The 17,933-nt window shown below is 70.0% G+C and carries 19 protein-coding genes and 1 pseudogene; 9 read left to right on the top strand and 11 right to left on the bottom strand.

The genetic code is table 11. The annotated features are described in order from the left end of the window. Positions 1-48 precede the first annotated feature (48 nt). Together ACIBJB_RS16125 and ACIBJB_RS16120 are read right to left on the bottom strand one after the other, a co-directional pair. Positions 49-1,728, bottom strand: a complete 1,680-nt coding sequence (locus ACIBJB_RS16125) for a carbohydrate binding domain-containing protein (protein WP_398930826.1) — start codon at positions 1,726-1,728, stop codon at positions 49-51. Between the two features lie 217 nt (positions 1,729-1,945). After that, positions 1,946-3,067, bottom strand: a complete 1,122-nt coding sequence (locus ACIBJB_RS16120; protein ID WP_398930824.1) for an ATP-grasp domain-containing protein — start codon at positions 3,065-3,067, stop codon at positions 1,946-1,948. 265 nt (positions 3,068-3,332) lie between these two features. Here ACIBJB_RS16120 and ACIBJB_RS16115 point away from each other — a divergent pair, with 265 nt between their 5' ends. Further along, on the top strand, positions 3,333-4,193 hold the full coding sequence (locus ACIBJB_RS16115) for a metallophosphoesterase family protein (protein WP_398930822.1): 861 nt from the start codon (positions 3,333-3,335) through the stop codon (positions 4,191-4,193). Beyond that, positions 4,190-4,870, top strand: coding sequence for a 4'-phosphopantetheinyl transferase (locus ACIBJB_RS16110; protein ID WP_398930820.1), 681 nt, complete (start codon positions 4,190-4,192; stop codon positions 4,868-4,870). Before ACIBJB_RS16115 ends, ACIBJB_RS16110 begins: the two co-directional genes overlap by 4 nt. A gap of 29 nt (positions 4,871-4,899) precedes the next feature. On the opposite strand, the gene ACIBJB_RS16105 is transcribed toward ACIBJB_RS16110, so the two are convergent. After that, positions 4,900-5,139, bottom strand: a complete 240-nt coding sequence (locus ACIBJB_RS16105) for a hypothetical protein (RefSeq protein ID WP_398930818.1) — start codon at positions 5,137-5,139, stop codon at positions 4,900-4,902. A gap of 243 nt (positions 5,140-5,382) precedes the next feature. Here ACIBJB_RS16105 and ACIBJB_RS16100 point away from each other — a divergent pair, with 243 nt between their 5' ends. Then, a complete protein-coding gene (locus ACIBJB_RS16100; protein WP_398930816.1) occupies positions 5,383-6,405 on the top strand; it encodes an alpha/beta fold hydrolase in 1,023 nt (340 codons plus the stop codon). A 13-nt stretch (positions 6,406-6,418) separates the two neighbouring features. Here ACIBJB_RS16100 and ACIBJB_RS16095 read toward each other — a convergent pair whose 3' ends face one another. Further along, positions 6,419-6,949, bottom strand: coding sequence for a toxin-antitoxin system, toxin component (locus ACIBJB_RS16095; protein ID WP_398931025.1), 531 nt, complete (start codon positions 6,947-6,949; stop codon positions 6,419-6,421). A 32-nt stretch (positions 6,950-6,981) separates the two neighbouring features. Next, positions 6,982-7,638, bottom strand: coding sequence for a helix-turn-helix domain-containing protein (locus tag ACIBJB_RS16090; RefSeq protein WP_398930814.1), 657 nt, complete (start codon positions 7,636-7,638; stop codon positions 6,982-6,984). Positions 7,639-7,862: 224 nt separating this feature from the next. Between ACIBJB_RS16090 and ACIBJB_RS16085 the strand changes: the two genes are divergently transcribed. Further along, complete coding sequence (locus ACIBJB_RS16085; protein WP_398930812.1) at positions 7,863-8,513, top strand: hypothetical protein; 651 nt, start codon at positions 7,863-7,865, stop codon at positions 8,511-8,513. Between the two features lie 98 nt (positions 8,514-8,611). Here ACIBJB_RS16085 and ACIBJB_RS16080 read toward each other — a convergent pair whose 3' ends face one another. Both ACIBJB_RS16080 and ACIBJB_RS16075 read right to left on the bottom strand, forming a co-directional pair. Further along, positions 8,612-9,370 carry a cache domain-containing protein gene (locus ACIBJB_RS16080; RefSeq protein WP_398930809.1) on the bottom strand — a complete coding sequence of 253 codons (759 nt, stop codon included), beginning with the start codon at positions 9,368-9,370 and terminating at the stop codon, positions 8,612-8,614. A 40-nt stretch (positions 9,371-9,410) separates the two neighbouring features. Beyond that, positions 9,411-10,151 (bottom strand): FadR/GntR family transcriptional regulator, encoded by a 741-nt coding sequence (locus ACIBJB_RS16075; protein WP_398930807.1) that lies wholly within the window; start codon positions 10,149-10,151, stop codon positions 9,411-9,413. Between the two features lie 121 nt (positions 10,152-10,272). On the opposite strand from ACIBJB_RS16075, the gene ACIBJB_RS16070 reads away from it, so the two are divergent. The 5 genes and pseudogenes from ACIBJB_RS16070 to ACIBJB_RS16050 all read left to right on the top strand — a co-directional run. Further along, positions 10,273-11,310, top strand: coding sequence for an ABC transporter ATP-binding protein (locus tag ACIBJB_RS16070; RefSeq protein ID WP_398930805.1), 1,038 nt, complete (start codon positions 10,273-10,275; stop codon positions 11,308-11,310). Positions 11,311-11,323: 13 nt separating this feature from the next. After that, positions 11,324-12,529, top strand: a complete 1,206-nt coding sequence (locus ACIBJB_RS16065) for an ABC transporter substrate-binding protein (RefSeq protein ID WP_398930803.1) — start codon at positions 11,324-11,326, stop codon at positions 12,527-12,529. A 3-nt stretch (positions 12,530-12,532) separates the two neighbouring features. After that, the gene (locus ACIBJB_RS16060) at positions 12,533-13,396 is read left to right on the top strand and encodes an ABC transporter permease (protein ID WP_398930800.1); all 864 of its coding nucleotides are present in this window, start codon (positions 12,533-12,535) and stop codon (positions 13,394-13,396) included. Between the two features lie 9 nt (positions 13,397-13,405). After that, positions 13,406-14,221 (top strand): ABC transporter permease, encoded by an 816-nt coding sequence (locus ACIBJB_RS16055; RefSeq protein WP_398930798.1) that lies wholly within the window; start codon positions 13,406-13,408, stop codon positions 14,219-14,221. 1 nt (position 14,222) lies between these two features. Next, positions 14,223-14,489, top strand: a pseudogene (locus ACIBJB_RS16050) (ABC transporter permease subunit); the annotation flags it as partial. Between the two features lie 84 nt (positions 14,490-14,573). Here the strand turns inward: ACIBJB_RS16050 and ACIBJB_RS16045 are convergent. Genes ACIBJB_RS16045 through ACIBJB_RS16030 form a run of 4 tightly spaced genes read right to left on the bottom strand, consistent with a single transcriptional unit; the run spans position 14,574 to position 17,933 of the window. Further along, positions 14,574-15,389, bottom strand: a complete 816-nt coding sequence (locus ACIBJB_RS16045) for an ABC transporter ATP-binding protein (RefSeq protein WP_398930796.1) — start codon at positions 15,387-15,389, stop codon at positions 14,574-14,576. Between the two features lie 26 nt (positions 15,390-15,415). After that, entirely contained in the window at positions 15,416-16,195 is a 780-nt protein-coding gene (locus ACIBJB_RS16040) for an ABC transporter permease (protein WP_398930794.1), read from the bottom strand. Beyond that, positions 16,192-16,965: an ABC transporter permease gene (locus ACIBJB_RS16035; protein WP_398930791.1), complete on the bottom strand. Its 774-nt coding sequence runs from the start codon at positions 16,963-16,965 to the stop codon at positions 16,192-16,194. Before ACIBJB_RS16035 ends, ACIBJB_RS16040 begins: the two co-directional genes overlap by 4 nt. Continuing rightward, positions 16,962-17,933, bottom strand: coding sequence for an ABC transporter substrate-binding protein (locus tag ACIBJB_RS16030; RefSeq protein WP_398930789.1), 972 nt, complete (start codon positions 17,931-17,933; stop codon positions 16,962-16,964). Before ACIBJB_RS16030 ends, ACIBJB_RS16035 begins: the two co-directional genes overlap by 4 nt.

Here is a 17,933-nt window from a genome sequence, read left to right as displayed (position 1 = left end):
GACCGGAGGTCCCCGGCAGCCATACGGCGCCGGGGACCTCGCGCGTCCTCAGCCGGTGAAGCCGGCCGTGATCGAGGTGAACTGCCAGTTGTTCTGGCTGATGCCGGAGCAGTTGCTCGTCACTCCGCCGCCCGGGCACGGCCGGTCCCGGTTGACCGACCAGAACGCGAGCCGGGCGATGTGATGAGAGTTCGCCCAGTCACGGATCTGGGTCCAGATCGCCGTGCTGGTCAACTCCTGCTGATCACTGAGCCCGTTCATGCCGGAGATCCCGACGTGGGCGTAGGCCGTCGCGTCGTCCCACCCGAAGGTCGACTTCAGCTTGGTCTTCAGGCCCTCCGCCGCGTTCACGGTGTTGCCGTCCATGTCGCTGCCGCCGCCGAAGTCGAACGGCATGATCGTGAAGACGTCGATGTTCGCGTTCAGCGCCTTGGCCTGCTCGATCAGCCGGTTGCCCCAGTACGTCGGCCCGGTCGTCGAGGTGCCGAAGGTGAGGATGGTCCGCAGGCCCGGGTTGTTCGCCTTGACGATCTTCAGGGCGTTCAGGATCCGGTCCTGCACGGTCGCGTTCTCGAACTCGTCCGTGTTCTCGATGTCGACGTCGATGGCCTTGAGGCCGTACGCGTCGATCACCTTCTGGTAGGCACCCGCCAGCGCCTCGGGGGTCGAGCAGTTCGGACCGAGCTTGTTGCCGCTCCAGCCGCCGATCGACGGGACGATGTCACCGCCCGCGGACCGGATCGAGTTGATGACGGACTGGTCGTTGCCGCCGGTCAGCGGCCTGCTGCCGTCCCAGGCGGGGTTGCAGCCACCGGAGGAGAGGACGAACGCCATCGTGAACCACTTGATCCCGGTCGCGCTCATCACCGAGGTCGCGCTCGGCGGATCACCCCAGCCGAGGTAGAGATAGGGGGCGGCCTGCTTGAACCCGGTCCCGCCACCGCCGCCCGCGTCGGTCGTCACGGACACGGCGTTGGAGGCCGCCGAGACGTTGCCGGCCGCGTCCCGGGCCTTCACGGTGAAGGTGTAGGAGGTACTGGCGGCGAGGCCGCTCACGGTCGCGCTCGCGCCGGACACGCTCAGCACCTGGTTCGAGCCGCTGTAGACGTCGTACGCCGTCACCCCGACGTTGTCGGAGGAGGCGTTCCACGCGAGGGACACACTGGAGGAGGTCTTCCCGGTGGACCGCAGACTCCCCGGCGCGCTCGGCGCCTGGGTGTCCGAACCACCGCCCCCGCCGGGGCCGTCGAGGCTGATGTCGTCGGCGTAGTAGGTGCCCTGGGCGTACCAGCCGTGGACGTAGACGGTGGCACTGGTCTGTGAGGCGCCGGTGGTGAAGCTCGTGGTGAGCTGGCTGTACGCCGACGGGGACGAGGTCCAGGTGGAGGCGCCGCCGTTCACGCCGAGGTAGACGTAGGAGCCGCGCACCCAGCCGCTGAGGCTGTAGGTCGTGTTCGGCTGGACGGCGACGGTCTGGCTGCACTGGGCATTGTCGCTCGAACTCACCGCGCCCTGAAGGGACTTGGTGCCCCCGTGCACGGGTGAGGAGACAACCGAGCCGAGGTTGCCGGTGCAGGTCCAGGGGGAGAGGTTCCCGGATTCGAAGCCGGGGTTGGTCAGGACGTTGGCCGCCTGAGCCGTGCCGGGCAGAGCGACGGCACCGACGAAAGCCAGTGCCGCGGAACCGAGGAGAGCGAGAAGTCTGGAACGTCTGAGTGGGTTGCGCACGCGATCTCCCTGAAGATATGGGGGTGTTCGGGAGTGCAGAGAGGTGCAGGGGGGTGCGCAACCAAGTTGGTATGGACCAATCCGCCTGTCAAGATGAGCGGCGGGATTGGTCCATACCGGTGGGGGTGAGATGCCTGGGGGCGCGGGGCTGTGTCAGATGTGCGGCTCCGCCGCGTGCGCGCGATCAACCACGACGGCTCCGCACCCGGCGGGCAACCTAAAGCGGCAGGGCCTGAGCCGTTTCCACCGCATGTGCAGGCGCGGGAACGGAAGGCAGCAACGGCTCGACCTCCTCGACCCGCTGATGAGGCACCGACACCGGCCGCAACTGCCTCAGCCCCGACACCACCGTGTAGTCCTGCCCCAGGAACGGCGGCTCGATCACCCCGGTGTCCTCACCGAGCGCCAACTGCACAGCGGCCCAAGGCACGTTGACCCCGCACAGGGAGAGCTGGTGCAGCCCACCCGCAGGCCGCGTGTTGACGTCCATGAGCACGGGCCGGTCACCGAACATCCGGAACTGGATGTTGGACAGATAGTGCAGCCCGAACCCCTCGGCGATCAGCCGTGCCGGTTCCAGCCACTGCTCGTGCTGGGTGAACCCGCGCCGCCGCCCGTTCTTCGTGCGGCCGATCGCCAGCCGCACCCGGTTGTCGGTCCCGGTGAGCGTGTCCACCGACACCTCCGGCTGCTCGAGACGCGGCATGACCAGCCAGTCCACCTGCTCGTCGGCCTGCTCGAGCGCCTCGACGACCGTGTCGAGCGACACGTACGGGCTGGGGAACCCGTTGAGCTGCGCGAGCGAGAAGGGCGCGCGTGTGATGACCCGGAAGCCCACCCCGCCCGCGCCGGACGCGGGCTTGAAGCAGGCCTTGTGACCGTCGGCCTCCAGTTCCTCCACGGCCGCGACCAGCTCGTCCGCGGTCCGCACCCGCCACCACGGCGGCACCGGAACGCCGACCGCCTGGACCGCCTCGTAGGCGACGACCTTGTCGTGGAAGACGGCGACGGCCTCCGGCGGCGGTGCGAGCAGCGCCGTACCGATCGCGGCGAAGTCGGCGCGGTGGGCGACGATCGCCGCCTGGTGCAGCCGGGGCACGAACACGTCGATGCCACGCCGCTGACACTGGTCGAGGGCGAACTCTACGTAACCGGCCGGGGACAGCCCCTCCGGCTCCAGCTCGGCGGTGTCCGCGGCGGCCAGCACGGGAGAGTCGGCGTCTCCGTGCGTCGCATGGATCTCGACGGCTCTGGCGCTGGGATTTCGCCGCAACTGATCCATGAAGAACACGTTCTCCGCGTACGTGCGGTTGAGCCAGACGCGTACGCGAGAGAGCATGCAGGCCGCCTTTCGGGTTTGCGGGCAGGGCGAAGCAGGCCCGTGCCCGGGCAGGGTGGTTTGAGGGTCACCAAACAGCCCCTTGCGAAGGGGAAGTTTTCAGAGCGGTGGTGGTGGGGCGATCATACGGCTTTCCAGGGGGCACGCGTGCAACACCCGTGTTACGGAATTCCCGATCATGAAGCCCCGCCGCCCCGGGCCACTCTTGTACCAGGAAAACAAATGTGTTCTCGTGGTCCCACTCGGTGCGCGGAGGGGGCGAGAGGTGACGTCTACGGCCGGTGGTGCGGCCCAGCTGCTGGCCGTCAGTGACCTGCACATCGGCTATCCCGAGAACCGCTCCCTCGTCGAGCGGATGCGCCCCGACACCGACGACGACTGGCTCCTGGTGGCCGGTGACGTCGCCGAGACCGTCGCCGACGTCCGCTGGGCCCTGCAGACCCTCGCCGGCCGCTTCCGCCAGGTCGTCTGGGCTCCCGGCAACCACGAACTGTGGACCCACCCGAAGGACACCGTCACCCTGCGCGGGGTCGCCCGCTACGAGCACCTCGTCGAGATGTGCCGGGAGCTCGGCGTCCTCACCCCCGAGGACCCCTACCCGGTCTGGGACGGCCCCGGCGGCCCCGTCGCCGTCGCCCCGCTGTTCCTGCTGTACGACTACTCGTTCCTGCCCGCCGGCTGCACCACCAAGGAGCAGGGCCTGAAGTACGCGCACGGCACCGGCGTCGTCTGCAACGACGAGTTCCTGCTGCACCCCGACCCCTACCCGACCCGCGAGGCCTGGTGCCGGGCCCGGGTCGCCGAGACCGAGCGCAGACTCGCCGCGCTCCCCGACGACCTGCCCACGGTCCTGGTCAATCACTACCCGCTGGACCGGCACCCGACGGACGTCCTGTGGTACCCCGAGTTCGCGATGTGGTGCGGCACCACGCTGACCGCCGACTGGCACCGCAGGTTCCGCGTCGAGACCATGGTCTACGGCCATCTGCACATCCCGCGGACCACCTGGCACGAAGGTGTCCGCTTCGAGGAGGTGTCGGTGGGCTATCCGCGGGAGTGGCGCAAGCGGCCGGAGCCGCCCGGACGGCTGCGCCGGATCGTGCCCGGGGAGGTCGGCGCACGGTGATCGAGGAACTCCTTCCGGACTCGGTGGTGGCCGTCGAGGCCCACGGTCACGACGAGCCGGAGAACGCCACGCTGTACCCCGAGGAAGCCGCGCTCATCGCCCCCGCGGTCGCCAAACGCCGGCGTGAGTTCACCGTCGTGCGGGCCTGCGCCCGCCGGGCCATGGAGAAGCTCGGGGTGCCGCCGCAGCCGGTCCTGCCCGGGGAACGCGGCGCCCCGCGGTGGCCGGCCGGCCTCACCGGCAGCATGACCCACTGCGACGGCTACTGCGCCGCCGCCCTGGTCCGCGCCGCCGACCTGGCCTCCCTCGGTATCGACGCCGAGCCCCACGGACCGCTCCCTGAGGGCGTGCTGGAGAGTGTCTCCCTGCCGGGGGAACGGGTCAGGCTGCGGGAACTCGCCGGGACGTACCCCGCGGTCCACTGGGACCGGCTGCTGTTCAGTGCCAAGGAGTCCGTCTACAAGGCGTGGTTCCCGCTCACCGGCAAGTGGCTGGACTTCAGCGAGGCCGACATAGAGATCCTCGTCGACCCCGCACAGCCCTCAGGCGGCACTCTGCGCGCCGAACTCCTCGTCCCCGGCCCGCTGGTGGGCGGCGAGCGCCGAGGCGTCCTCGAGGGCCGCTGGACGGTCCAGGGCGGCCTGGTCGCGACATCGGTGACCGTGCCGCACGCCTGAGCGCGCGGCGTCGGTCGTACGTCCCGTCTCTACGGCTCCGGCGGACACCAGCTCTGCAGCAGCCTGAAGAACGCCTCCTCGTTGCCCGCGAGGCCCGCGTCCGCCAGCGCCTGTTCGGCCTCGGCGAGGACCGCCGGCGGGACGACCGGTGGTCGGGCGGAGTCGGGCGGGCCGGCCGCGGTGTCGAAGGCGGCTCGGACCGTGTGCAACAGCCGCAGATAGGCCTGGACGGCGGTGCGCTCACGGTCGGTCAGTACGGCGGTGGGCATCGGCGGCTCTCCCCAAGTCGGCGTCGGTCGCACCCCCGGGCGGGGCGCGTCGGTCGCACACCACATGGGCGTGCAGGTCCAGCTTGCCGTCCACCACTGACAATCCGGGTTCCGCGCCCATGCGTTCGCCCGCTTAGCGGAGGCGAAACCTCCCCGAAACCACGGGAGGGAAAGCGGTCCTACGCTGGGAGGAAGGGCTTTCGGCCGTGTTGATCCGCGGCCGGCAGAACGAGAGGCGAGCACATGGTCGACGACCCGCGCCGGCGCCCGGTGCGCGCCGTCCGGCTGCGCTCGGTGGGCGACGCGGAACTGGAGTTGCGGTACCGCGTGGTGCACGGATACCGCCGTGCCTTCCGCATGGCGGGCGAGGGACCGCCGCTCGTCCTCATCCACGGCATCGGTGACTCCTCGGCGACCTGGGCCGAGCTGATTCCCGACCTCGCCCGCACCCACACCGTGATCGCCCCCGACCTGCTCGGTCACGGCGACTCCGACAAGCCGCGGGCCGACTACTCGGTGGCCGCGTACGCCAACGGTGTCCGTGATCTGCTCACCACCCTGAACATCGAGTCGGCCACCCTGGTCGGGCACTCCCTGGGCGGGGGAGTGGCCATGCAGTTCGCCTACCAGTTCCCCGAGCGCACCGAGCGGCTCATCCTGGTCAGCGCCGGAGGTGTGGGCCGCGAGGTCAACCCCGTGCTGCGGCTGGTCTCCCTGCCCGGCGCCCACCTCATGCTGTCCTCGCTGCGGCTGCCCGGCATGCGGTTCCAAGTGGGCCTCGCCGTCCGCCTGATGAAGCTCCTGGACACCGACCTCGGCCAGGACGCCCCGGATCTGCTCAACCTCGTCGACGCGCTCCCGGACGAGACTTCACGCAACGCCTTCATCCGCACCCTGCGCGCGGTCGTCGACTGGCGTGGCCAGGTCGTCACCATGCTCGACCGCTGCTACCTCACCGAGGGCATGCCGACCATGCTTCTGTGGGGCGACCGGGACAGCGTGGTGCCCGTCCGGCACGCCTTCGGGGCGCACGAGGCGATGCCGGGCAGCCGCCTGGAGATCTTCGAGGGCGCCGGTCACTTCCCGTTCCACACCGATCCCACGCGGTTCGTCTCGCTGGTCGAGGAGTTCACGGCGACCACGGCTCCGGCGGACTGGAGCCGTGACCACTGGCGGCAACTGCTCCGGGACGGCGGCCCCGGCAGCTCGCCGACACGGCGCGGGGAGCGTGACCTGAGAGAGGCGAGCGAACGCAGCGCGACGTGACGTCGGGGCAGGCTCAGCCCTGTGGCCCCAGATACCCCAGTGACGCCTCGATCCGTCCCGCCAGACGGTCCCGCTGCACCGGCCCCCGCAGCGATGAACCGGCCAGCCACGTCCGGCACTTGCTGGCCAGCAACAGGCCGAAGCTCTCCGCCTCGCGCTCGTCGTCGAGCTCGAAGCGGCTACGCGCGGCCACCTTGCGGACCGTGGCCTGGAGATCGGCGTCGTCGTCCAGGAGGCGGGCGGCGACCGCGGCGCCCTCGACGTGGTGGGAGCAGTGGCCGGCGTTCATGTGCCACAGCTCATGGCCGAGGATGACCAACTGGTGGTCGGGGGCGGTGCGTTCCTCGATCACCACGAGGTCCTGGTCGGCCATGTCGAGCCACAGCCCGCTCGCCGTACCGGGCGGGAAGGGCGCCGTACGGAAGTGGACCGGGCGGCCCCGGCGTCTGCTCATCGCGTCGCACAGGGCACCGTAGAGGTCCTCGGGCCGTGCCGGGGCGTCGAGTTCGAGCTCCGCCACCAACTCGCCGCTCAGGCGGCGCATGTGCTTACCGATGCCCACAGTTGTCTCCCGGATCAGGACTCGGGCCGCTTGACGCTCTCCAGGAGCATGTCCAGCCACTCGGCGACCTTGTCACGGTGCTGGTCGGTGGGCAGCTGCGCGGCCCGCCAGGCGATCCCGCGGACGCCGTGGTCCTGGAGCAGTCGCTCCAGCGGGTCGTGGGCGGCTGCGGCGGCCTCCCGCTCCCGGTCGGCGAGCTTGTGCAGGAGCTCCTGCTCGGTGTGCTGGAGCGCACCCGCGAGCGCCTCGGGGTCCTCGGCCGTCAGGAACCCGGCGTGCACCCGGAAGAACCGCTGGATGGCGTCGCAGTGCTCCATGGTGGGGCGCCGGTCGCCGTTGATCAGGGCGCCCGCCTGCTGCCGGGACATGCCCGCGCCGTCGGCGATCTCCTGCTGGGTGTACTTGCGCCCGTTGGGCTTGAGCCTGGTGCGGCGCAACAGGTCGAGCCGCTGCAGGAACCGCGCCTGGACGTCCGGTTCACCCGCCGGGCGCCCGCTCAGCAGGGCCTTGACCACGGGCTCGGGGACACCCGAGGCGACGGACAGCCGACCGGTGTCGAAGACCTGCGCGTGCGGTACGCCGAGCCGGTCGGAGAGTGCGGTGACGCGGGCGACGACGGCCTTCAGCACGACCGTTGCCGCGTCGTCCGGGCTCTCGAAGCCATCCGACACCGACAGATCTCCTACGTCTCTCACCCGATGACCCACAGGCGGTCGCCGTGAACTTCCCGGAGAGTAGCCCCTTGTTCGAACTCACATCCAGGTGTCGCCACAACTGTGGCCAATTTCAGCCGTCAACAGCTACGGAATGCCACGATAGTTGACACCACTCGTTCCGGGGCAGCAGGATCAAGGCGCCGCGTGAAGGCCGCATAGGCAAGAGGGGTGACCTCCCGATGGCGTATCAGGCAGGTGGGCAGCGGTCGGAACTGCGGCCCGTCCCCGAGGGGCTGGAAGCCCAGGCGTATCTTCAGGACTACGCCACGCTCCTGGAAGCCGTCCCGTTCCCGTCCGTCGTCCTTGACCACCGCTGGGACGTCGTCCTCGCCAACGCCGCTTTCGCGTCACTTTTCCGTGCCGTGGGTCCGCATCCGACGGCCATGCCGGGCGACAACTTCCTCCGGTTCGTCCTCTTCCACCCCGACGCCGGCAGTGTTCTCGGTGAGCACGAGTCGCGCTGGTGTCTGCCGATGCTCGCGCACTTCGCGGCCGCGGTGGAGCGGCACGGCCACGACCACGGCATCCAGGCGATCCGCCGGGACATCGCCCAGGACCCGATCATGGACGCCGCCTACCGGCACGGCCTGCCGCACTGGATCCGCGCGGTCGGCGAGCGCGCCGTGGAGCACGACGGCTCCGTACGCCCGCTGGTGCACCCCGACCCGCGCTGGGGCGCCACCGACTGCCGGGTCGTCGACGAGACCCCGCGCACCCTGCGCGACCTGGGCTACACGCGCCTGACGCTGGTGCTCCGCCCGGCTCCCACCAGGCGCCGCCCGCGGCGCACGGCGGCCCATCTCACGGTGGTGCCCACCCCCGAGGCCTGACGGGCACCGTCGGCGTTCAGGTCGTCGACGGCGCCTCGTCAGTAGGTGTCGGGGGCCGCGTGGAGCAAGGGTGTTCACCCGGGGCCGCCCCTCCCGGCTCACTCCGCCACCACGAGCACCAACGGCACCCCCTCGCACGGCATCAACCGCGCCCCGCCGGTCCGTGCGGGCCTGCCGGTCGCCAACGCCCCCGCGAAGTCCGGGCCCTTGTCGAGGGAGCCGACCAGCCGGCGCGGGTCGGTGGAGGCGGCGACCCGGCCGCGGGCGTTCACCAGACGTGCCGGGCCCGGGAGTTGGTGCAGCATCGGCATCACGGCCGCCTCGAAGTGCCGTAGATACACATCGGCCGCGGCCACCCCGGCGAACCGGCCCGCCACCTCGACGGGCGCCGACAGCGTCAGGCTGTACTCGTCGGAGCAGAGGTAGTCGACATACGGCCCGGCCACCGCCCGCTCCCCGGTGTCGCGGGGGAGCGCGAACCAGTCCCAGTGCGTGTAGTCGGCGTACGCCGAGTGCTCGGGGTCCAGGTCGAGCAGCAGCGGCCGTACGTCACCCTCCGCGCCGCTCTGCCACCACTCCAGCCACGCGGGCACGTCCGTCAGCAGTCCCGGCGCGGCGACGAAGCCCACCCCGGACACCAACTCGTGCCGGGCGAGCCGCAGATGAAGACCCGGGCGCAGGGCGGCGAGGTCCACGGTGGCGGGGCGGCGGCCCTCGGCGGCCACCCGTTCCAGCAGGGCCGCGGTGTCCGCGCGGGTCGCGGCCACGGCGTCGAAGACCGTCTCCACGGCCGAGCGGACGCGCGCCGCGACCGATTCCTCCGGTGCCGTGTCGAGCATTGCCGTCGCGAGGCCCATGGCTGCCCTCCAGCGGACGGGGACCGGTCGAGCGAGGCGGCTACAGCGACAGACGCAGGGCGATCAGCCGCGCCATGGACTCCCGCACGCATCGCTCGGTCAGTTCCCTGGCCGATTCGTGGGCCCCATCCTGCACCGCGGAGATGACGAAACGGAGTCGCCCGGACACCTCTTCACGATATTCGCCGTCCCCCAGCACAAGACACAACAGCGCCCCGACCTCCGTCTGCAGGGCGACCTGCTCCCGGGTCAGCCGCGCCGACTGCGCGGCCGCGGCCAGCTCCACATGGAAGCGGCCGTAGAGGCGACTGCGCGCCGCCGCGTCCTCCGCCCGCGCCAACTCCTCGGCCGTACGCCGAAGTGGTACGAGGTCCTCGGGCTCCGTGCGCTCGGCCGCGAGCCCCGCCGCCGTACCGGAGAGGGCGGCCCAGTGGTCGCCGAGGTCACGCAGTTCCTCGGTGCTCCAGCCGTGCAGACGCACCTTGAGCCGTTCCTCGCCCGGGGCTTCGGGCAGCGAGACGAAGGAGCCGCCGCCGCGGCCCCGGCGGGTGGTGACGAGCCCCTGCTGGCGCAGTGCCATGAGCGCCTCCCGCAAAGTCACCGTGGACACGCCGAGCTGACCGGCCAGCTCGCTCTCGCCCGGCAGCTGCTCACCGTCGCCGAGCAGCCCGAGCTCGATGGCGTCGCCGATCCTGCGCACGACCGCGTCCACCCGTGCCCCGCTGTCGACCGGGGCGAAGACGGCTCTGCGGGCGCCGCCGTCGATGCGCTGCTGGTTCACGGCCACCACCTTGCACGTTGACTCAAGCTTTACCCCAAGGGGCCCTTGAGATTGGAACTATGACTTCATATGTTTTCGGTCTATCGGTCAACTCTCTAGCGAGCCAGAAAGGTTCCCGCCCATGGAGGGAAGCGCGATCCGGCTGCACCACCTGCGGAAGTCGTTCGGGGAGACGACCGCCGTGGCCGGGATCGACCTGGAGATCCGGGACGGGGAGTTCTTCTCGATGCTCGGCCCCTCCGGCTCGGGCAAGACCACGGTCCTGCGCCTGATCGCCGGCTTCGAGACCCCCACCGAGGGCCGCGTCGAGCTCGCCGGGCAGGAGGTCACCGGCCTCGCGCCCTTCGAACGGGACGTCCACACCGTGTTCCAGGACTACGCCCTCTTCCCGCACATGAGCGTCGAGCAGAACGTCGCCTACGCGCTCAAGGTCCGGGGTGTGCCCAGGGCGGAGCGGTCGGTGCGGGCACGCAAGGCGCTCGGCGAGGTGCGGCTGGAGGGCTTCGGCAAGCGGCGTCCGGCCCAGCTGTCCGGCGGGCAGCGCCAGCGCGTCGCTCTCGCCCGGGCCCTCGTCGGCCGTCCCCGGGTGCTGCTGCTCGACGAGCCGCTCGGGGCGCTCGATCAGAAACTGCGGGAGGAGATGCAGGTCGAACTCAAGGCGCTCCAGCGCGAGGTCGGCATCACCTTCGTGCTCGTCACCCACGACCAGCAGGAGGCCCTGACGCTGAGCGACCGTATCGCCGTCTTCCACCAGGGCCGTATCGAACAGGTCGGCACCCCGGCCGAGATCTACGAACGCCCCGCGACGCCCTTCGTGGCGTCCTTCGTCGGCACGTCCAATCTCCTCGAAGGGGACACCGCGCGGCGGATCGTCGGCGTGGCCGGCACCTTCAGTGTCCGGCCCGAGAAGATCCGCGTCCTGAAGGAGTCCGCGGAGCCCGACGAGCCGGAACAGGCTTTCGCGACCGGCACCGTCGCCGAGGTGGTCTACCTGGGCGACGCCACGCGCTTTCTCGTCGACCTCGACGGGGGCGGCCGTCTCACCGCCCTTCAGCAGAACCTGGAGACGTCGTCCGAGGATGTGGCCGCGTACCGGGGTGCCCGGGTGCGACTGCAATGGCACCGGCGGCATGCCGTCGCGGTGCCCACCACTGACTGACCCCTTCTCGCGGATGGAGTACGTCGTGCGCCTCACCCTCAAGGCGGCTGCGGCCGTCACCCTCCTGTTCGTCGCCACCGCCTGTGGCTCCTCCGACTCCGGCTCCGGCGGCTCCTCCTCCGGACTCAACCCGCCCGATCTCAAGGCCCCCACGAAGCTCGGCGCGACCGAGGGGCAGGTCAATCTGATCGCCTGGGCCGGCTATGTCGAGGACGGCTCCAACGACCCGAAGGTCGACTGGGTCAGCGACTTCGAGAAGCAGACCGGCTGTCAGGTCAACTCCAAGACCGCCGCCAGCTCCGACGAGATGGTCAAGCTGATGAAGACCGGTCAGTACGACGCCGTCTCCGCTTCCGGCGACGCCTCCCTGCGCCTCATCGCCTCCGGCGACGCGGCCCCCGTCAACACCGCACTCGTCCCCAACTACCGTGACATCTTCAGCGGGTTGAAGGACGGCGCCTGGAACTCCGTCGACGGGCAGATGTACGGCATCCCGCACGGCCGCGGTGCCAACCTGCTGATGTACAACACCGAGAAGGTCACACCCGCGCCGACCTCCTGGTCCGCCGTCTTCGACGACGCGTCCACCTACAAGGGCCACGTCACCGCGTACGACTCACCGATCTACATCGCCGACGCGGCGCTGTATCTGAAGGCGACGAAGCCCGACCTCGGCATCAAGGACCCCTACGCCCTCGACCAGAAGCAGTTCGACGCCGCCGTCGCCCTGCTCAAGCGGCAGAACGCGAACATCGGCGAGTACTGGAGCGACTACCTCAAGGAGATCTCCGCGTTCAAGAGCGGCGACTCCGTCATCGGCACCACCTGGCAGGTGATCGCCAACCTCACCGCCGACGAGGGCGCCAAGGTCAAGGCCTTCGTCCCCAAGGAGGGTTCGACCGGCTGGTCCGACACCTGGATGGTCTCCGCCAAGGCCAAGCACCCCAACTGCGCCTACAAGTGGCTCGACTGGATCGTCTCGCCGAAGGTCAACGCCCAGGTCGCCGAGTACTTCGGCGAGGCACCCGCCAACTCCAAGGCCTGCGACCTCACCAGCGACAAGAACTTCTGCACGACCTACCACGCCTCCGACGAGGCCTACTGGAAGAACATCGCTTTCTGGAACACGCCCATCGAGCAGTGCCTGGACGGCCGCACGGACGTCACATGCGTGCCGTACCCCAAGTGGGTCCAGGCCTGGACCGAGATCAAGGGCTGAGGCATGGCCCTGCTGACGCGGACCGCGGGGGCGCTGCACCGCCGCCCCCGCCTGAGGCTCTCCCTGCTCCTCGCCGCCCCGCTGCTGTGGCTGGCGGTGCTCTATCTCGGCTCGCTGACCGTGCTGTTCGTCTCCGCGTTCTGGACGACGAACTCCTTCACCTCCGAGGTGGTGAAGGTCTGGTCGACCGACAACTTCCGCGAGCTGTTCACCACGCCGGTGTTCCGGCAGGTGGTCCTGCGGAGCGTGGGGGTGGCGCTGGCCGTCACCGTCCTGTGCGCGGTCATCGCCTTCCCGGTCGCCTTCTACACGGCACGGGTCGCGCGGCCCAGGTGGCGCCCGCTGCTGGTCGTCGCCATCCTCACCCCGCTGTGGGCGAGTTACCTGGTCAAGGTGTACGCCTGGCGGCTGATCCTCTCCGAGGGCGGGCTCGCCGACTGGATGCTGAAGCCGTTCGGCCTGAGCGGCCCGGGGTTCGGCCTTCCGGCGGCCGTGCTGACACTGACGTACCTCTGGCTGCCGTACATGATCCTGCCGATCCACACGGCCCTGGAGCAGCTGCCCGCCAACCTGCTCGACGCCTCGGCCGACCTGGGGGCGCGGGCCGGCCGTACCTTCCGGTCGGTGGTGCTCCCGATGGTGCTGCCGTCGGTGGCGGCCGGGTCGATCTTCACGTTCTCACTGAGCCTCGGCGACTACATCACCGTGCAGATCGTCGGCGGCAAGACCCAACTGATCGGCAACCTCGTCTACTCCAACATCGAACTCAACCTGCCGATGGCCGCGGCGCTCGGCACGGTCCCGGTGGTCGTCATCGTGCTGTACCTGCTGGCGATGCGCCGCACGGGCGCACTGAGCAGCCTGTAGAGGAGCCTCGTGCAACTGTCCCGCTCCGCCCGTATCGCACTGCGCGTCGCCGCCGGGTTCGGCTTCGCGGTGATCTACGTCCCGCTCGTGCTCGTCCTCGTCAACTCCCTGAACCCCGACCGGAGCGCGAGCTGGCCGCCGCCGGGGCTGACCCTGCACTGGTGGTCGGTGGCCTGGGGGAACTCGGGCGCCCGAGAGGCGCTGTGGGTCTCGGTCAAGGCGGGCCTCGGCGCCACTGCCATAGCACTGGTCCTCGGCACGCTCATCGCCTTCGCCGTCGCCCGGTACCGCTTCTTCGGCCGGGACGCCCTCTCCTTCGTGGTCGTCCTGCCGATCGCGCTCCCGGGAATCGTCACGGGCATCGCGCTCAACTCGGCGTTCAACACGGTGCTCGAGCCGCTGGGCGTCGGCCTCGGCCTGTTCACCGTGGTCGTCGGCCACGCCACCTTCTGTATCGTCGTGGTCTTCAACAACGTCGTCGCCCGGCTCCGCCGCACCTCCGGCTCCTACGAGGAGGCCGCGATGGACCTGGGCGCGAACACCTTCCGCGCCTTCGTCGACGTCACCTTCCCCCTGGTCCGCTCGGCCCTCCTCGCGGGCGCCCTGCTCGCCTTCGCCCTCTCCTTCGACGAGATCGTCGTCACCACCTTCACCGCGGGGCCGGGCATCGAGACCCTCCCCATCTGGATCTTCAACAACATGACCCGCCCGCAACAGGCGCCGGTGGTGAACGTGGTGGCGGCCGTGCTGGTGCTGCTGTCCGTACTCCCGATCTACGTCGCCCAGCGGCTGTCGGCGGACACGGCGACGGGGAGCCGGGTCTGACGTCGCGACCCAGGCCCTGGTCGTACGAAGTACCTGACCGTGGCCGACCTGGGCCTGCTCAACGACCCCCTCGCGATCTTGCGGTTCTTCGACCAGCTCCCGCGCGATGTGCTGGAGGCCGCCGAGATCGACGGGGCCGGAAAACTGCGCGTCGTGTGGTCGATCGTGCTGCCCATGTCGAAGGCCGGTCCTCGGGGTGGTCTCGATCTTCGCCCTGGTCGCCGTCTGGCAGGACTTCCTGTGGCCGCTGATGGTCTTCTCCGACACCGGAGCGGGCCGACTGCCCGAGGACACCGCGGTCTGGCTCCGGAGCTGCGACCGCAGCACACCGCCGGCCGGCCCGCAGGGCAGTTCAGCGAACTGGAGGCGTATCCGACTTCGTGATGACGGCGTCCTGAACGACTCCGCGCTTCGCCGCCTGGATCTGCTCGTACACATGGGTGCGCAGTTCGGCGAAGCGCGGGGCCACACGCGTGTGCAACTGGTCACGCTCGTCCGGGAGATCGACCTTGAGCTGCTCCCGCACGACCGTGGGCGAGGCGGACAGCACGATCACCCGCTCGCCCAGGTAGACCGCCTCGTCGATGTCGTGGGTGACGAACAGGATCGTGATGCCGCGCTCCCGCCACAGCCGTCGTACGAGGTCCTCCAAGTCGGCGCGGGTCTGCGCGTCCACGGCCGCGAAGGGCTCGTCCATCAGCAGGACCTCGGGCTCGTACGCGAGTGCGCGGGCGATCGCGACGCGCTGCTGCATACCGCCGGAGAGCTGCCAGGGATAGGCCCCGGCGGCCTCTGTGAGGTCCACCGACTCCAGCGCGTCGGCGACCAGCTCGCGTCGTCTCGCCTTGCTCAAGTCCTTCTGCTTGAGCGGCAGTTCGACGTTGTCCGCGACCCGCATCCAGGGGAAGAGGCTGCGGCCGTACTCCTGGAAGACGAAGGCCATCCCGGGCGGGGGACCGCTCACCTTCCGTCCCGCCAGGAGGACTTCGCCGGCGGTCGGGGTGAGCAGGCCACCCATGCACTTCAGCAGGGTCGTCTTGCCGCAGCCCGACGGGCCGACCAGACACACGAGTTCGCCCGCTTCGACGGTGAAGGTGAGGTCGCGAACCGCCTCCACACGGCGGCCGGAACCCTCGTAGACTTTCTTGAGGCCGCGTACGTCGAGCATGGACCGCCCTTTCGGGTTCGGGTGATTCACGGGGACCGCCGGGTCGACGCGCGCAGGCCGTGGTACCAGGCGAGGGCCCGCCGCTCGACCAGCTGGAAGACGGCGGAGAGGACGAACCCGAGCAGGCCGAGGACGAGGATCCCGGTCCACATGTCGGGGACCGCGAAACTGCGCTGGAACTGGACGATGGTGAAGCCGATGCCGTTGCTGGCCGCGAACATCTCGCTGATCACCATCAGGATGATGCCGATCGAGAGGGACTGGCGCAGACCCGCGAAGATCTGCGGACTCGCCGAGCGCAGCACCAGGTTGCGCAGGCGCGAGGGGCCGGTGATGCCGTAGGAACGGGCCGTCTCCAGCATCACCGGGTCGACCGCGCGCACGCCCTCGACCGTGTTGAGCAGGATCGGCCAGACACAGCCGCTCGCGATCACCGTGACCTTCATGGTGTCGCCGATGCCCGCGAACAGCATGATGACCGGGACCAGGACCGGCGGCGGGACCGCCCGCAGGAACTCCAGGACCGGTTCGCACACCGCCCGCACCCGCCGGTAGGAGCCGATGACCGTGCCCACCGCCACCCCGACGACGGCCGCCAGCGCGTAACCGGCCGCCAGCCGCCAGATGCTGGGCAGGACGTCGGCGCGCAGGCGCTCGGCGGTCCACACGTCCGGGAAGGTCTTCAGGATCGTGCGCAGCGGCGGCCAGAAGACGTTGGTGCTGCCGTCCGACGCGAGCCACCAGACGGCGACCAGGAGCGCGGGCAGCGCGAGCACGAAGACCAGCCGGAGAGGGACCCGCTTCACACCGTCACCTCCCCGCGCACCGACTGGTGCCAGGCCAGCGCCCGTCGCTCCACGGTACGCGCGCCGACGTTGATGAGCAGCCCCAGAAGACCGGTCACCACGATCAGCGCGTACATCTCCGGGACCGCCTGCGAGTTCTGTGCGACCGCGATCCTGGCGCCCAACCCCGGTGCGCCGATGACGAGTTCACCGGTGATGGCGAGGATCAGCGCGACGGCCGCGGCCAGCCGGACACCGGTCATCACATACGGCAGCGCGGTCGGCCACAGCACGTGCCGGATCCGCGCCCAGGTGCCGAGACCGTACGACCGTGCCGTCTCGTCGGCGACGGGGTCGACGTCCTGGACGCCGTAGAGCGTCTGGATGAGGACCTGCCAGAAGCTGGCGTACACGACGAGCAGCAGCGCCGAGCGCAGTTCGCTGCCGTACAACAGCACCGCCAGCGGGATGAGGGCGACCGAGGGGATCGGGCGCAGGAACTCGATCGTGGAGGCCGTCGCCTCGCGCAGATACGGCACGACGGAGACGACCACGCCGATGACGATCCCCGCCGAGACGGCGATGGCCAGGCCCAGGGCCCAGCCGGTGAGGGTGTCGCCGAGCGCCGTCCAGAAGGCGCCGTCGGAGAGTTCGTCGGCGAAGGCGCGCGCGATCCGGCTGGTCGGCGGGAAGTACTCCTCCTTGACCAGACCGAGCCGCGGCACCGCCTCGCCCAGGGCGAGGAAGGCCGCGAGGCCGGCGGCGCCCAGCGCCGCGTTCTGGAGCCTCACGGAAGCAGCGCGTCCACGTCGGGGGTCTTCTTGAAGAACCCGTCGTCCTCGCCCAGCTTCGCCAGCGCCTCGATGGACTCCTTGTTCGGCTCGGCCGGCCACTTCGGGAGAGTCACCTGCGCCAGCACCGACGCCGGGATCTTGGTGTACGTCGTGATGATCTGGCGTGCCTCGTCCGGGTGGGCGTCCGCGTAGGCGAGGGACTCGGCGGTGGCCTCCTGGAACTTCTTCACCACGTCGGCGTGCTGCTGCTGGTACCGCGTCGAGGTGAAGTACAGGGCGACCGTGGTGTCCTTGGCCACGTCCACCAGCGGGGAGGCGATCACCTGGCCGCCCTGGCTCTTGATGGTGGCGAGCGCGGGCTCGACCGCGCAGGCCGCGTCGACCTGGCCGCTGTCGAGAGCGGCCGGCATCTGGTCGAATGCCAGCTCCACGAACTTCACCTTGTCCGGGTCGCCGCCGTCCTTGCGGACCGATTCGCGCACCGCGGACTCGTTGATGTTCTTCAGTGTGTTGATGGCGACCTTCTTGCCCTCCAGGTCCTTCGCGGACGTGATCGAGCTGCCCTTCTTCACCGCGATCGCCGCAAAGTCCTTGCCCGCCATGCCCGTTGAGGCGATGCCATTGGAGACCGCCTTGACCGGCACCCCGGAGGACTGGGCGATCAGCAGGGAGGTGACGTTGGAGAAACCGAACTGGAACTGCCCGCTGGCGACTCCGGGCACGATCGCCGCGCCACCGGACGCGTTCGATATCTCCAGCTTCAGGCCGTGCTTGTCGTAGAAGCCCTTCTTCTGGCCCAGATAGATCGGCGCGACATCGACGATCGGAATGAGGCCGAGCTTGACGGTGGTGGTGCCGCCGGACGACGATCCCGAGTCCGAGGCTCCCGAGTCGCCGGACGAACCGCAGGCCGACGCGGTGACCAGTAATGCTCCGGCCGCGAGGGCGACGAGCAGACGACGCAT

The sequence above is a fragment of the Streptomyces sp. NPDC050759 genome (genome assembly GCF_044456945.1).
Classification (GTDB): Bacteria; Actinomycetota; Actinomycetes; order Streptomycetales; family Streptomycetaceae; genus Streptomyces.
Note: the sequence above shows the minus strand (reverse complement) of the source record. Positions and strands in the feature narration are given on the sequence as shown.